The sequence below is a fragment of the Staphylococcus saccharolyticus genome, from assembly GCF_900458815.1.
Classification (GTDB): Bacteria; Bacillota; Bacilli; order Staphylococcales; family Staphylococcaceae; genus Staphylococcus; species Staphylococcus saccharolyticus.
Genome location: NZ_UHDZ01000001.1, coordinates 662792 through 678548, shown reverse-complemented (window position 1 = coordinate 678548; position 15757 = coordinate 662792). Strand labels below are relative to the sequence as shown.

The 15757-nt window shown below is 33.4% G+C and carries 18 protein-coding genes and 1 pseudogene; 9 read left to right on the top strand and 10 right to left on the bottom strand.

Translation table 11 applies throughout. From position 1 onward, the window contains the following. Window positions 1–4: 4 nt before the first annotated feature. Window positions 5–499 carry a cyclic pyranopterin monophosphate synthase MoaC gene (moaC, locus tag DYE57_RS03075; RefSeq protein ID WP_115312827.1) on the top strand — a complete coding sequence of 165 codons (495 nt, stop codon included), beginning with the start codon at window positions 5–7 and terminating at the stop codon, window positions 497–499. 355 nt (window positions 500–854) lie between these two features. Here the strand turns inward: moaC and DYE57_RS03070 are convergent, their stop codons facing one another. From DYE57_RS03070 to modA, 5 genes are read right to left on the bottom strand one after another with little or no spacing between them, the layout of a single operon-like run. After that, window positions 855–1373, bottom strand: a complete 519-nt coding sequence (locus tag DYE57_RS03070; RefSeq protein WP_115312826.1) for a MogA/MoaB family molybdenum cofactor biosynthesis protein — start codon at window positions 1371–1373, stop codon at window positions 855–857. Between the two features lie 17 nt (window positions 1374–1390). Then, the gene (locus DYE57_RS03065; protein WP_115314115.1) at window positions 1391–2395 is read right to left on the bottom strand and encodes a ThiF family adenylyltransferase; all 1005 of its coding nucleotides are present in this window, start codon (window positions 2393–2395) and stop codon (window positions 1391–1393) included. 58 nt (window positions 2396–2453) lie between these two features. Then, the gene (locus tag DYE57_RS03060; protein ID WP_115312825.1) at window positions 2454–3092 is read right to left on the bottom strand and encodes an ATP-binding cassette domain-containing protein; all 639 of its coding nucleotides are present in this window, start codon (window positions 3090–3092) and stop codon (window positions 2454–2456) included. Further along, window positions 3093–3764, bottom strand: a complete 672-nt coding sequence (gene modB / locus DYE57_RS03055; protein ID WP_115312824.1) for a molybdate ABC transporter permease subunit — start codon at window positions 3762–3764, stop codon at window positions 3093–3095. It abuts the gene before it with no gap. A gap of 13 nt (window positions 3765–3777) precedes the next feature. Then, complete coding sequence (gene modA / locus DYE57_RS03050; RefSeq protein WP_115312823.1) at window positions 3778–4563, bottom strand: molybdate ABC transporter substrate-binding protein; 786 nt, start codon at window positions 4561–4563, stop codon at window positions 3778–3780. Between the two features lie 199 nt (window positions 4564–4762). Here modA and fdhD point away from each other — a divergent pair, with 199 nt between their 5' ends. Further along, entirely contained in the window at window positions 4763–5554 is a 792-nt protein-coding gene (gene fdhD / locus DYE57_RS03040; protein WP_115312821.1) for a formate dehydrogenase accessory sulfurtransferase FdhD, read from the top strand. A gap of 44 nt (window positions 5555–5598) precedes the next feature. Here the strand turns inward: fdhD and DYE57_RS03035 are convergent, their stop codons facing one another. The 5 genes and pseudogenes from DYE57_RS03035 to yut all read right to left on the bottom strand — a co-directional run bounded on the left by DYE57_RS03035 (window position 5599) and on the right by yut (window position 10438). Then, a complete protein-coding gene (locus DYE57_RS03035; RefSeq protein WP_115312820.1) occupies window positions 5599–6357 on the bottom strand; it encodes a GNAT family N-acetyltransferase in 759 nt (252 codons plus the stop codon). A gap of 33 nt (window positions 6358–6390) precedes the next feature. Continuing rightward, the gene (locus DYE57_RS03030; protein WP_115312819.1) at window positions 6391–6939 is read right to left on the bottom strand and encodes a biotin transporter BioY; all 549 of its coding nucleotides are present in this window, start codon (window positions 6937–6939) and stop codon (window positions 6391–6393) included. Window positions 6940–7049: 110 nt separating this feature from the next. Next, complete coding sequence (locus DYE57_RS03025) at window positions 7050–7991, bottom strand: nucleoside hydrolase (RefSeq protein WP_115312818.1); 942 nt, start codon at window positions 7989–7991, stop codon at window positions 7050–7052. A 215-nt stretch (window positions 7992–8206) separates the two neighbouring features. Next, window positions 8207–9341: pseudogene (locus DYE57_RS03020) on the bottom strand (acyl-CoA dehydrogenase family protein). A 191-nt stretch (window positions 9342–9532) separates the two neighbouring features. Continuing rightward, window positions 9533–10438 (bottom strand): urea transporter, encoded by a 906-nt coding sequence (gene yut / locus DYE57_RS03015; RefSeq protein WP_115312817.1) that lies wholly within the window; start codon window positions 10436–10438, stop codon window positions 9533–9535. 267 nt (window positions 10439–10705) lie between these two features. Here yut and DYE57_RS03010 point away from each other — a divergent pair, with 267 nt between their 5' ends. The 7 genes from DYE57_RS03010 to DYE57_RS02980 are packed head-to-tail and all read left to right on the top strand — an operon-like array spanning window position 10706 to window position 15752. Beyond that, window positions 10706–11008: an urease subunit gamma gene (locus DYE57_RS03010; protein WP_002492818.1), complete on the top strand. Its 303-nt coding sequence runs from the start codon at window positions 10706–10708 to the stop codon at window positions 11006–11008. A 13-nt stretch (window positions 11009–11021) separates the two neighbouring features. After that, complete coding sequence (locus tag DYE57_RS03005) at window positions 11022–11429, top strand: urease subunit beta (protein ID WP_115312816.1); 408 nt, start codon at window positions 11022–11024, stop codon at window positions 11427–11429. Beyond that, on the top strand, window positions 11426–13141 hold the full coding sequence (gene ureC, locus DYE57_RS03000; RefSeq protein WP_115312815.1) for an urease subunit alpha: 1716 nt from the start codon (window positions 11426–11428) through the stop codon (window positions 13139–13141). The genes DYE57_RS03005 and ureC overlap by 4 nt, the downstream gene beginning before the upstream one ends. A gap of 13 nt (window positions 13142–13154) precedes the next feature. Then, window positions 13155–13607: an urease accessory protein UreE gene (gene ureE, locus DYE57_RS02995; protein WP_115312814.1), complete on the top strand. Its 453-nt coding sequence runs from the start codon at window positions 13155–13157 to the stop codon at window positions 13605–13607. Next, window positions 13600–14289, top strand: coding sequence for an urease accessory protein UreF (locus tag DYE57_RS02990; protein WP_115312813.1), 690 nt, complete (start codon window positions 13600–13602; stop codon window positions 14287–14289). The genes ureE and DYE57_RS02990 overlap by 8 nt, the downstream gene beginning before the upstream one ends. Before the next feature lie 12 nt (window positions 14290–14301). Then, the gene (gene ureG, locus DYE57_RS02985) at window positions 14302–14916 is read left to right on the top strand and encodes an urease accessory protein UreG (RefSeq protein ID WP_115312812.1); all 615 of its coding nucleotides are present in this window, start codon (window positions 14302–14304) and stop codon (window positions 14914–14916) included. Beyond that, a complete protein-coding gene (locus DYE57_RS02980) occupies window positions 14916–15752 on the top strand; it encodes an urease accessory protein UreD (RefSeq protein ID WP_115312811.1) in 837 nt (278 codons plus the stop codon). The genes ureG and DYE57_RS02980 overlap by 1 nt, the downstream gene beginning before the upstream one ends. Window positions 15753–15757: the final 5 nt, after the last annotated feature.

The window sequence follows — 15757 nt, the reverse complement described above, 5'->3', positions numbered from 1 at the left end:
TAAAATGACTGATTTTACACATATTAATAAACAAGGTAACGCTAAAATGATTGATGTTTCTGATAAGGAAACATCAAAAAGACTAGCTCGTGCACATTCAAGTATTACTGTAAACGGAATAATTTATAATCAAATTGTAAAAAATACCAATAAAAAAGGCAATGTACTTAATACCGCTCAAATCGCAGGTATAATGGCAGCCAAAAATACATCTATGATTATTCCTATGTGTCATCCTTTGTCGCTTACAGGTATTGATGTGTCGTTTGAATGGGACACATCCCATGCTCCTTCATATCAATTAAATATCAGTGCAAGCGTCTCAACGACTGGTAAAACCGGTGTAGAAATGGAAGCTTTAACTGCTGCCTCAGTGACCGCATTAACAATTTATGACATGACAAAGGCTGTAGATAAAGGCATGATTATTGGTAAAACATATTTAGAGTCAAAATCTGGTGGTAAATCTGGCGATTATCAAAGATCACATAAGTCATAAGTACTTGTTAAAACATTAACAATTTAAAGTTAATCAATTAAGAAAGTGGGACAAAATTCAATCTGAATTCAGTGTCCCATCTTTTCTAATTTACATTGTCTGTGAATTTCTTTTGAGATTTTTATTGTTGGGTCCCGAACTCCCAGATTGCATTTCTTGGAATATTTCTGGATGGAATTCTCGGTGCTAGGAGTTGAATTAGTATTTTTAAAAGATTGACATAAGCACATTGTTTAGTCCGTCAGCTATTACTAATATAGTTAATCACTAGTAAGCATTAATGATGTCTTAGTGTCCACTTAACAATCTATCTATGAATATATTAAATCCTTCCACTCACAATTACTCAAACTTTTTATTTATTCAGTTCATGAATTAAATGATTGAGTTCAGGTTTAATTAACTTTTCTATGGCGAGTTTAATTGCTCCAGTAGACCCAGGTAATGCAAAAATTAGTTTATGTCCACATGCTCCACCTAATGCTCTAGATAATAATGCACGTGTGCCCACATCTTCTGCATAACTTAGATATCGAAACAGTTCACCAAAGCCTTCTAACTCTTTAGATAATAATGGGCGAATCGCTTCAATTGTTACATCGCGTTGCGCAATACCTGTTCCACCGGTGGTAATAATGACATCTAATGCTTGGGTATCCTCAAGCCAGTATGTCAATTGCTTAGTAATTGTCTCCCTATTATCTTTAACGATTTTGTAGTTATTTTCATCAACATTGACATTAATATCACCAAGTAATTCACGTATAAGTTGACCACCTTTATCTGTGTGATCATTTCTTGTATCAGATACGGTTAATATTGCCACATTGATATTCCTATTTAAATGTACACCTTCATGTTGATGTTTATGCATCTTTTTTCCTCCATAGTTTAACCAAATAGTTGATTAATTAATTGAATTGCTTCTTGTGGTTTTTTAGTACCATGTATTAAAAGTCGTCCGCCATTAAATGAAACTATACGGTGTCCTTTAAATTCAAATGTGGTCATATACTTATTAGTATGAAAATGAATGGCGTGTTGTGAAAGGAAAGAAACCAATATTTCCTGAGAAATCTTTTTATTTTCATATTGAACGGTATCTCGTCCACATAGCATCACATAACTTTGGTGTTCCTGAATGAGATGTGGATAATGCGGATGATTACCACAAGTTGGACATTCTAAATTATGCAATCGACTAAAGCCAAATGTATAATGCGCCCCTTCCCAAACATTACCATAAGTTAATTGAGCTTTAATCTTATTACCACTCAAAAACTTCAAGGCATCTCTTAACTGTAAACTTGTTGCCATTGTTACAGCTGGTTGAATGACCCCAACTGTATCACAAGTGAGATTAATTGATGGTAACTGAGGCATTAAACAATTGAAACATGGCGTTTGTCCAGGAATAAATGACGCTTGAACATAAGTACTCTGGACCACTCCTCCATATATCCAAGGAATTTGATATTTATATGAAAAATCATTAATCAATTGCCTTGTATCAAAGTTATCAGTCGCGTCTATGATTAAGTCCACTTCTTTAGCATGATTTTCTAAAAAATGGTAATTGACATGCTCAATAAATGCATGAAGATTAATATCGCTTCTGATACGTTGGAGAGCATTTTGTGCTGCAATTACTTTTGGTAAAGCTTCACAAGCATCACTTTCAGTAAATAACGTTTGTCTTTGTAAATTACTAAATTCAATGTAGTCTCTATCAACAATAGTTAATTGGCCGACCCCTGCTCTGACTAAACCTTCAGCTAAATGTGTTCCTAAAGCTCCCATACCAATAATAAGCACATGACATTTTCCAATTTGCTCTTGGCCTTCAACACCAATATGTTTGAACAATATTTGTCTTGAATAGCGTTTCTGATTCAAATCCACTAACCTCTCTTTATCCTTATAAATCTATTAATTTTCATAATTCTGTGTTTAATCACTCCTTTTTGCGGCTATTATATTTTTCATTATTATTCAATATAATGGTTTCATGTGCGAGTTGTTGAGCTTCATAATTTGAATGTGTCACAAAAATAATGGGAATGTGCCATTCAGCAAAAACCTCTTTCACAAGTGCAATGCTCTCTTCTTTCGTTTCATCATCTAAGCTCGCAAAAGGCTCATCAAGCAAAATTAAATTTGGTTTCATACTTAAAGATCTTGCTAAAGCTACTCGTTGTGCCTCTCCTCCTGATAAATTTGCCGGATATCTCGTCAATAAATGGTCAATTTTTAAGGTTTGAATCAAATGATTAATATGTTCAGAAGGACGAGCCATAAAAGTTATATTTTGATAAACACTCATATGAGGAAAAAGTTGATAATCTTGAAATAAATACCCGATGTGACGTTGTTGAATGTTGATATTAATTTTATTTCTTGTATCTGTTAAAACGCAATCATTTACCTTGATATAAGCCTTTTTAGCTTTTTTTAATCCCGCAATAATGTTTAATATTGTCGTCTTTCCAATTCCCGAGAACCCTTGAATAGCATATATTTTAGGAGCACCGTCATTAAGTTCAATGTTAATTGTTGTATGTTTTAGTACATCATTTAACTTTATCTCTAACAACTAATCAACCTCCCTATACTTATCTTTATTCATAAGATTGATAGTACCAATGACTGTCACAGCGAACGCAACTAATACAAGGACCCATAACCAAGCTTCATTTTCTTTGCCTTGTTCGACTAAAAAATAAATTTCAAGAGGTAGTGTGTTCGTCTTATTAGGAATGTATCCTGCAACCATGAGTGTAGCACCAAATTCTCCGATTGCACGTGCAAAGCTCATCATTATTCCAGCTAAAATGGATCGCTTTGATAAAGGTAAAATGAGTTTAAAAAAGATTTTAGTTTCACTTGCTCCCATCGTCTTAGCGGTGTTTATCATCTTTTGATTTATACTTCTAAAACCATTGATGGTATGCTGATACATAAGTGGACAACTAACAATGACAGATGCAAGAATTGCACCTGTCAAAGTAAATACAATTGGTAAGTGTAAAATATTAATAAAAAACTGTCCTACTGGGCTTTTCGTGGAAAAGACAATTAATAATATAAAACCAAGTACTGTAGGCGGTAGTACGATAGGTAATATAATAAAACTTTCTAAAATTTTAACCCAATTCCCTTTTTTATTATATAACCATTTGGATATCAACACACCGACTATGGCAACAATGATTGTACTTGTTATGGCTACTTGTAGAGAAATCCAAAATGACGTTAAATCTAGCATGGTTGATAGCTCCTTACATAGCGAAATGATATTCTTCAAGAATTTTCTTTGCTTTAGGTGATTTTAAAAATTTAAGCCAATCTCTGGCTAATTTTTTGTCAGAAGTTACTCCAGCTTTATAAGTAATAGATTTACTAAGTTTAATTTCTTCAATTTCTTTTACTTTATCAGTCTTTTTCTTCGGATTATATAAATCAGTCTTATAGACAAAACCTTCTTGCGCATTCCCTGTTTCAACATAATTGAGTACTTGTTTAACATCTTTAGCATAGACAACATTGTTTTTAACTGAATCATATAAGTTGTTGTCATCTAAGTATTGTTTAGCATTTTTTCCTGCTGGCACTGTTTTGATTTGACCCAACGCAAGTTTATCACTACTTTTTAAATCTTTTAAAGATTTATAGTTTTTATCTTTATCTCCAATTAATACAAGTGTATTTTTAGCATAATTATAAGTATCCTGCGCTTTATTTTTGTCTTTTAAAATATCAACATCTTTTGTATTTGCTGACATAAATACATCTGTAGGTGCACCTGTTTCAATTTGTTGTCTCAAAGCACCTGACCCGCCATAATTAAATTTAATATCTACATTTTTGTGTTCTTTTTTAAATTCATCCCCAAGCGCTTGACTTACTTCAGTTAAACTTGCTGCTGCTGAGATTTGTAACTCTTGTTTTTTCTCACTACTTGAATTGGTGGGTTCCTTTTTTTGACTTGAATTATTAGTATTAGAACACCCCGCCAGTACCAGACATAATGTTAAGATTATAACTAAAATGTGTTTAAGTTTCATAATTGTCTACCTCCAATTAATTTTCATTATACGCTTCAGTTACAATTTGAAAAGTACAAAAAAGTAATCACTGCTATCAATTTTTTTGATACCAAACACTTTATATTTGAGGACCTTACGTTTTTACTGCGGAAAAATATGCAAAAGGATATATTTCGATTTATGGTAGAAAGTAAAACATTTAAAAAGGAGTTAAAATATGGGAAAAGATGTGTCTAAAGAGCAAATAATAGTTAAATATGAAAATGGAAAATTAAGCCAAACTACAGATCAGTATGCAACCGAATTTCCCTTAACAATTAGGGTGAATGGCAATGAATTTGCAACTATTATTTGCAGCCCTAATCATCTAGAGGAACTTGTATTGGGCTTTTTAGCATCAGAGGGTGTCATATCAAAAATAGATGAATTAGAATCAATTCAAATTGATGACAGTAAAGGGGGTGCTCACGTAGAACTCACACATCAATTGGGAAATTTCTTTGACTACTCGACCAAACGTATGATTGCATCTTGTTGTGGAAAAAATCGAGAATTTTACTTTCAAAACGATGCAGTCATCGCCAAAACATCTATGACTCATATCGAACTTCTACCAAACCAGGTACTAAACATGATGACTCAACTCCAAGGTGCAAGTAATATTTTCAAACAAACTGGAGGCTTACATAATGCAGCTATTAGTGATTGCAATGATTTCTTTGAGCATCGTCAGGATATTGGTCGTCATAATGCATTAGACAAATTGTATGGTTATTGTATACAAAGACACATTCCCGTGAGAGATAAAGCTCTTATATTTAGCGGACGCATTTCATCAGAAATTTTGATTAAAGCCGCCAAAATCGGTGTAGGAGTTATATTATCTAAATCTGCCCCCACATCACTTGCTGTCAAACTCGCACAAGACTTAAATATCACTGCTATAGGTTTCATACGTAACAGAAAATTCAATATTTATAGTCATCCTGAACGTATTAAAAATTTATAGTATTTTAAAAATAGGATGGATCGTAACAATGAGATCCATCCTTTTTATATTATATTTTCTTTTAAAACTTGATATCTATAACCTTGAAATATATAGCCTTGTTTGACATACATATGTTTAGCTGTATCCTCACCATCAGCCACAAGTATCACAGGACGCTGATCAGCTAAATGACCTATAAATGATTGAAGGGTTGAACCCACTCCTTGATGTCGAAAGGCTTCTAAAACACCAAATCCATCAATTTCTACAGTTCTGTCAGTGATGATTAAGTTAACAATTCCAACGGGATGTTGTTTAATATATGCTATCAAACGCTCTACTTTATCTACTAAAAAATGTTTAAGGACGCATCGTCGACTTTCATACGTATATTCTTCACCATATGGTCGCGCAAAATAATCATACACATACAAGTAATCCTCAATATTGTGAGTTGTCACTCGTTCGATATATACATCCTCATTAATTGAGAGTTGCATAAGTGTTTGGCCTTCTATGACATACAATTCCATTAAACCAAGTTCAAATTCATGTCTATCAATTATATCTAACCATTGTTGATTGAGCGATTCATTTTCTGGAAAGTAAAAAGATAGGTGGTTTGACGATTGATTTAAATGTAAACGTTGTTGGAATTGAATATCTTTTAGCCATTGGGTCATTGTAGGCATCAATTGATATATCCATGTGTTGCTTGCATACTGTAGTGGTTGATGCGGAGTTAAGTAAATAATCTTACGACTATCCTTACTCCATTGTTGTCCATCGATATAAATATCTTTAAACGTTACTCCAGACATAGATATCTCCTCAATTTTTTATAATTATACTATTTATTGTATCAAACTTTTAAAACGAGTATGGTTTAGTATAGTTGCCCCTATCAAACTCGCAATAATTGCTTTGATGATATCACATGGCATAAATGTAAAAGATAGTAAGTATGCTTTAGACATTGGAATATGTATAATGAATCCCATTATTATAGTACCGACAATATCTAATCCTAAAACTCCAATAATGAAAGTTGCCATAAATAAAACTAAAACGTTTATTTTTCCAAAATAACAATCTCTTACTAATCCAATAAAATACGCGATGAACGGATATAAGAATAAAAAACCTGATGAAGGCCCAGCAAAAACACCTATTCCTCCACGTCCTCCTGAAAGCACTGGCAAACCAGCTACAACTAACAACAGGAATACAATCACACTCGATGCTCCTAATTTACGTCCTAAAATAATTCCCGCTAAAAATATTCCAATATTTTGCAAAACAATTGGTACTGGCATAAAAGGAAGTGGAATACCAGGTAGCAAGCCCAAAATACAAATAATTGCTGTCATTAATGCTGTATAAACTAAATATTTTGTTGTCATCATTTCATCCTCCTTACATGAGAGTGATTATATCATTATTGTAAACTTTATTAAATAAAATGTTTACAATGTATTTAAGATATTTCTCAGCTTATTAGATGAATATCATTTTATACTTTTACGTTTTGAGCAAGTCGCATAATATAGTCAAAAAACACATTTCTTTCAACATAATTAATCACATTCACTTTACGACCATTATCATCTCTAAATGTTTTTCCTTGACTAGGTCCATGACTTACAACATCGACGTTCATTTTCACCGATTTAACAAGTTTTGGTTTACCAACATAAGCCGTGGTAAGAACATCCCATAAGAAATACGTTGAATTAGTAACAAAATGTGTCAGTGGAGGTACTGCTGCATAGCTCACTCCAAGAAAATCAACACCAACATAACTTCTTTTATCAGCCCAATGTTTACGAACGTCGTCCGTCAATGGAACTTGATTCGTGCTTTCTAAAGCCACCATGTCAATTTTGATATCACTATCAAACACCGTTTTAACTGCTTTTGGATCCCAAAAGGCATTCCACTCAGCAGTACCATCGTGTTCAGGTTCTTCAACATTGCCTTTTTCTAAGAAGGTTCCCCCCATCCACACTAATTTATTGACATTTTTTAGAAATGATTTATCACAACTAATAGCTTTTGCTAAATCAGTTAATGGCCCTGTAAATAATAAAGTGACCTTTTCATTACTAGCTTTTACTTTCTGAATAAGATCTTCATATACTTCATAGTCACTCATTTTACTACGTTTGTGTATATGAGATTCATTCAACATTGGTAATGCATCCATAAAGAAGGCATGCATTCTCCATTCCTTTGGAAATGGATTTTTCCCTCTTTCATATGACGGTGCAACTTGTAAACATTGCTTAGAAAATCGATTAATAATTTTTATAGAAGCGCTAACTGAAGGTTCAAGGTAACAGTCTGCACCGATTGTACTGACTCCAATTAACTCTAAATTATCCATTTGTAGTAATAAAAATAACGAGACTAAATCATCTACACCACCATCATGGTTAAAGTATACTTTTGTCATGTTAAATTCTCCTATCATTCTTTTTAATTATTTTAACAAATTAATTATGATATTTTTTAAAAAAGGAAAATTTCAAAAACTTGTCTCAATATATTTATAACTTCCTTTATAAAAAAACTTAAACACATTAAAATACTCATCTTTTTTTAAATAAAAAAACAGACTCTCTATTAAAATAGATTGTCCGTTTCCTTAATTTTATTATTATGCTATTATCACAAGTTGTCCGTAATACTTTTAGCAATATCTGTATATGCCATGTCTTCCATTGGCGGATTGTGTAATCCTGCACGCATATCTCTATAGAATCGTTGAAGAGGTCTTTCCATTTCAAGACATTTAGCACCAACGATTCTCATAGCTAAGTCTATAATTTCTAATCCTTGGTTCATCACCATTACTTTGCTGGCAGCAGTGACATTCCAAATTTGTGATTCATTTTTATATAATTGATATCCCTGAGCTGTACTCCAAAGAAAATGCCTTGCTGATAATAAAAGACTTTCCATTTTTCCAAGATTCTGTTGAACTGTAGGTATCTCTGCAATTGTACCTGTAATACTATTAGGACTGTAATTTCGAGCAAAGTTCACAGCATAATCATGCGCTGCTTGAGCTATGCCTAAATAACAACTTGGAATATGAAGAAGACATCAATTTGGTTGTGATTGACGATGAGATTCTACATAATTGTCGTTTGGAATAACCACATCATTAAGCACGAGATCATGGCTCTCAGTTGCACGCATACCAACCATATTCCAATTTTCAGAAACTTCAACTCCTTTATAAGAACGAGGTACTAGAAAGAAGACTACTGATTCTGTTTCTTCAACATAAGCTCCAACTATAAAATGTGTTAAAGCTTTACTCATTGATGTGAATGTTTTAACACCATTGAGTTTATATCCTCCGTCAACCTTAACAACATACGTGGAAGGTCGACCACCTCTAGTAGGACTGCCTGTTTCAGCTTCACTCACAGCTCTATTTACAAGGGCCCTCTCGAGCAAATACTTGTAGCATTGAAGGATCCCACATCTGTTGTTGAAAAATTTGACCAATAACACTTAAATGCCATCCAATTGATAAAGCAGTTGCACCGTCTATGGCCCTTAGATAGCTTTGTAAGATGACCATATCTTCAATCGTTACACCTTCTCCACCATACGCTTCCGGCAATGTCAATTTAGTATATCCTTCGTTAATTAACCATTGAACATTTTCAAATGGAAATTGCGCTTTAAGATCATGCTCAGCAGCCCGAGCTTTAAATTGAGCCTCTACTTGTTTGAATTTTTCAATCCATCTTTTTTGAATATCTGTGTGTACTAGAAAAGACTGTACCAACTTTCTCGCCCCAAGAACGTAATTTCTAACATATAATTATTCCTAGTTTAATACTCGACTTTAATATAGAAAAGCATCACGTTTTAGTCTTACTTAGAAAAACTACATATAGGCTATATTAAAAATAAAAATGTTTTCATTTAGGATTGAAATGATACTGATAATTGAGTTTTAGATTTTTTTAATGATCACTAATCTTTAGAAGTGTGGTTAATTCCGGCAAAAAGCATCAACCAAGCAGCCAATATAAATGGAACGGTTAAAGCTGGTAAACAAAAAGGCATCAATAGTGTATTAAGCCCTAGTTGAATAAATACCGTTAATATGACACCTAATATTGTAGTAATATATGCATTCATTGATGTCTTAAATGTAACACCTAAAGCTATAACGGTTAGTACTAAATTATAACCAAACAATCCCTCATTGATTTCGTTAGTATTACCACCTAATACAGCTATGGCAATAAAACCAACCACATTAGCTAATAATGCTAACATCACCGCTTTTTTAGATCCAATGAAAATGCCAATAATAATAAGTAATCCACCGAGCAAACTAGGTACTAAAAATACCTGGCTAAATCCTTCAAGTATAGATTGAAGAATTTGAATATGTTCGTAATTATGTGAAAATGAAGTCTTGTTAACTTGACTTGGAATGATATCAAGTTGCGTGTTTAATGATTTAACTTGACCAGGAATAAGTATGGCTATCCAAGTGACAATAACAAAAGGAGAAGTTAGCATGGCTATTCCATAAGGCTTTAACAATTCTCGTATTGCAGCACCAACTGGCAACGTCAAAACCGTAGCTATAATTGTGACGATTATGCCACTCCAATTATTGTCTAAAAATAAAATAAGTGCTATAGCAGTTAAAACAGGATTAAACCCAGCTAAACCATTATTTATTTCTTCTATTGAATAATTCATGTATGACGCTAAGACGTAAGAAACCAAACTAGCTATGAGCGCACTTAAACCAATTTTCCAATTTGCTATAAATAAACCTATTAAGACAAATAACCCAGTCCATTTATTATTTATTAATAGTACTTGAGAAATATTTTTCAGAATAATATCAATTACTTTCAATTCTTTAGCCTCCAATTATTTCACTTTAAATCTTAAGTTTAAGTTAATTTCCTAATACCTCATTAAATAACATTTGAATCAATTGTTTTTAAATTAATACAAATTTTTTTATATTAGATAGTTTTAATATTTAATGACGAATATACACTAAGTTTAAATCATATTTATTAAAACGGAAAAACTATTAAACCATTATACTTGTTAATCTCATTAAATCGTTTTAATATTATTTTTGCAAGGCAAATTAATTTGAAAGAAGGGATAATTTTGCACTTTACACAACGTGAACAAGACAAGCTTATGATAGTTGTGGCTGCAGAAGTCGCTCGTCGTAGAAAAGCTCGAGGCCTTAAACTTAATCATCCAGAAGCACTCGCTTTAATTAGTGATGAATTACTTGAAGGAGCTCGAGATGGTAAAACTGTTGCTGAACTTATGAGTTACGGGAAAACAATTTTAAATGAAGAAGATGTCATGGATGGTGTAGCTAGTATGATAACTGAACTTGAAATTGAAGCAACATTCCCAGATGGTACTAAATTAATTACAGTTCATCATCCTATAGTTTAAGGAGGACAATTTAATGATTCCTGGTGAAATCAAAGTAAAAAATACTGAAATAGAGATAAATAAACATCATCCTGAAACAGTTATTGAAGTAAAAAATACTGGAGATCGACCAATTCAAGTTGGTTCTCATTTTCACTTTTTTGAAGCTAATAAAGCATTAGAATTTGATAGAGAAAAAGCATATGGTAAGCATTTAGATATTCCAGCAGGAGCTGCAGTACGATTTGAACCTGGTGATGAAAAAGAAATACAACTTGTAGAGTACGCAGGTCGTCGTAGAGTATATGGTTTTCGTGGCTTAGTCAATGGAGAAATAGACGAAGAACTCGTATTCCGACCAAGTCGTTCTGACGATAGTGCTGCCGTTCTTAATGATGAAGGCGAAGAAAACGCAAATAAAAAAGGTGGTAATCAAGCATGAGTTTCAAAATGACACAATCTCAATACACGAGTTTATACGGCCCTACCGTTGGAGACTCAGTAAGATTAGGTGATACAAACCTTTTTGCACAAGTTGAAAAAGATTATGCAAACTACGGAGACGAGGCTACGTTCGGTGGCGGTAAATCTATTCGTGATGGTATGGCTCAAAACCCTAACGTAACAAGAGATGATAAAAATGTTGCTGATTTAGTGTTAACTAATGCACTGATTATAGATTATGACAAAATTGTCAAAGCTGATATTGGTATTAAAAATGGTTATATCTTTAAAATCGGTAAAGCAGGAAATCCTGATATTATTGATAACGTGGATATTATTATTGGATCAACAACAGATATCATTGCAGCCGAAGGTAAAATTGTGACTGCAGGAGGGATTGACACACACGTTCATTTTATAAATCCTGAACAAGCTGAAGTTGCTCTTGAAAGTGGCATTACCACACACATCGGTGGCGGTACTGGTGCATCTGAGGGTGCTAAAGCAACAACAGTAACACCTGGTCCTTGGCATATCCATCGTATGTTAGAAGCAGCAGAAGAATTCCCTATTAATGTCGGATTCACTGGTAAAGGCCAAGCTGTAAACCATACCGCACTTATTGAGCAGATTCATGCTGGCGCTATTGGTCTCAAAGTTCACGAAGATTGGGGTGCTACTCCATCAGCATTAAGTCATGCTTTAGACGTTGCTGATGAATTTGATGTTCAAATTGCATTACACGCTGATACTTTAAATGAAGCTGGATTTATGGAAGATACAATGGCAGCCGTTAAAAATCGTGTTTTACACATGTATCATACAGAAGGTGCTGGAGGCGGACATGCTCCTGACTTAATTAAGTCAGCATCTTATCCAAATATCCTGCCTTCTTCAACTAACCCTACACTTCCATATACACACAATACCGTTGATGAACATTTAGATATGGTTATGATTACTCACCATTTAAATGCATCAATTCCTGAAGATATTGCCTTTGCAGATTCACGTATTCGTAAAGAAACAATCGCAGCAGAGGATGTACTTCAAGATATGGGTGTATTTAGTATGGTTAGTTCTGACTCTCAAGCAATGGGACGTGTGGGTGAAGTTATTCTACGTATTTGGCAAGTTGCACATCGTATGAAAGAACAACGTGGCTTACTTGGTGGAGACTCAGAATATAATGACAATAATCGTATAAAACGTTATATTGCTAAATATACTATTAATCCAGCAATTACACATGGCATTTCCGATTATGTAGGCTCAATAGAAGCAGGTAAACTGGCAGATTTAGTAATGTGGGAACCCGCATTCTTTGGTGTAAAGACTGATCTTGTAGTTAAAGGCGGTATTATTAATTCTGCTGTTAACGGTGACGCAAACGGTTCAATCCCAACTTCTGAACCTCAAAAATACCGTAAAATGTACGGTCAATATGGTGGAAACATGACTCATACTGCAATGACATTCGTCTCAAATACTGCGTATGAAAATGGTATATATCGCCAATTAAATTTAAAACGTATGGTGCGCCCTGTTAAAAATATTCGCAACTTATCTAAAGCAGATATGAAAAATAACAATGCTACACCTCAATTAGATGTAGACCCACAAACTTATGAAGTATTCGTTGACGGTGAAAAAATCACAAGTGAAGCCGCTACTGAATTACCATTATCTCAAAAATACTTCTTATTCTAGGAGGTAGAAAAACATGATTATAGAAGAAATTCAAGGCAACATTGCAAACTTATCTCCTGAAGATAAACAAAAGCACATTGAAAAGGTTTATTTGGAAAACTCAGATTTGGTAAAACGTATTCAACGCGTCACTACAGATCATGGCAACGAAATTGGTATTCGTTTAAAGCAACCTATTGATCTACAATACGGTGACATCTTATATCAAGATAACTCAAATATGATAATTGTTGACGTTAATTCAGAGGACTTATTAGTTATTAAACCTAGAACACTTAAAGAAATGGGTGACATTGCTCATCAATTAGGCAACCGTCACTTACCAGCTCAATTCACAGAAACTGAAATGTTAGTACAATACGATTATCTCGTTGAAGATTTATTAAAAGAACTGGATATTCCCTACAGCCATGAAGATAGAAAAGTAAATCAAGCATTCCGTCATATAGGACATTCACATGATTGATCATCGATATTTAAGACTATTTCAGTTCTGTGATTCACAGTTTCCAACAGGTGCATTTAGTCACTCTTTTGGACTTGAAACCTATATTCAGCGTGAAACTGTCAATAATGCTGAATCATTTACTGAATGGTTACAATTATTTTTAAACGAACAGCTAACCTATTCAGGTGGTTTGGCTATGAAAATTGTATATCAAGCATTAGAAGAGTATAACAAAGATAAAATTTTAGACATCGATCAAAAAATCTTTGTTCAGAGCATACCGAAAGAAACACGTGTAGGTGCTAAACAAATGGGAACACGTATGGTTAAATTAGCTTTGGAACTATACGATAGTGAATGGATAAAGTGGTATTATGAGCAAATGAAACATAAAAAAGCCAAGCTTCATCCTGCTATTTGCTTTACTATGTTGGGGTACCATTTAGGCATTGATATTAGCACTATTATTGATTATTATTTATATCAAAATGTTTCAAGTTTAACCCAAAATGCTGTTAGAGCTATACCTCTTGGACAAACATCTGGTCAACGTGTTGTTACAGAGATGATACCATATATAGAACAAACAAGAGATAACATTTTAACATTAAACGAATCAAACTTCGGTATGACCACTCCAGGTTTAGAACTTAATCAAATGGAGCATGAAAATGTACACGTAAGAATCTTTATTTCATAGGAGGCCAAACTTATGTCAAATCCAATTAAAATTGGTATTGGTGGTCCTGTTGGCGCAGGTAAAACACAACTTATCGAGAAAGTTGTAAAACGTCTCGCAAAAGATATGAGTATTGGTGTAATCACTAACGATATTTATACTAAAGAGGACGAAAAAATATTAGTCAATACTGGCGTACTACCAGCAGATAGAATTATAGGTGTAGAAACAGGCGGTTGCCCTCACACTGCTATTCGTGAAGACGCATCAATGAACTTTGCTGCTATTGATGAATTATTAGAACGCAATGATGATATTGAACTTATCTTTATTGAATCTGGTGGCGATAATTTAGCAGCTACCTTTAGTCCTGAACTCGTAGATTTCTCTATCTATATCATTGACGTTGCACAAGGGGAAAAAATTCCACGTAAAGGTGGTCAAGGTATGATTAAGTCTGATTTCTTCATTATTAATAAAACAGATTTAGCACCATATGTTGGTGCTTCTCTTGACCAAATGGCTAAAGATACGCAAGTTTTTCGTGGCAATCGCCCCTTTGCATTTACTAATTTAAAAACAGATGAAGGTCTTGATGAAGTCATAGAATGGATTGAAAGAGACACCTTGCTTAAAGGATTAGCATAATGTCGGAAATCAATTGGACAGGTCAGTTAGATTTAACTGTATTTAATAATGGGCATCGCTCAGTTGCCAGAGATATATTCTTTGAAAAGGCACTCAAAGTCATTCGACCTATATATCTCAATCAATCACCGATTCCAACATTTTATATTGTTAATGTAGGTGGTGGATATTTAGATGGTGATAGATACCGTTTAAATATTAATCTTGAAGATGATGCTCAAGTTACGCTTACCTCTCAGGGTGCAACAAAAATATATAAAACACCGAATGATCATGTTGAACAATATCAAAAGTTTAATCTAGGAAATCATTCTTATATGGAATTTGTCGCTGATCCAATTATTGCTTACGAAGATGCTAAATTTTATCAACATAACACTTTTAATCTTGAAAAAGATAGTTCCATGTTTTACACAGATATTTTAACTCCAGGTTATTCGTCTGATGATCAAGATTTCACATATAATTATATGCATTTAGTTAATGAAATTTATGTTGATAATGAATTAGTAACGTATGACAATATGTTATTAGATCCTAAAAAAAATCAAATTAACTCTATTGGTTATATGGAAGATTTTACTCATTTAGGATCAGCATATTTCATTCACCCTGAAGTTAATCAAAACTTTATTGATGAAGTATATGAATGCATTGCTAACTTCGAAAATCATTACAATTGTAGATTAGGAATATCTTATTTACCTACACACGGCTTTGCCATTCGTATATTAGCTCATCGAACACAAATTATTGAAAAGATTTTAACTCATGTTCAATCCTACATTGCCCAAAAACTTTATCAACGTCATCTCGATTTTTTAAGAAAATATTAAATTTG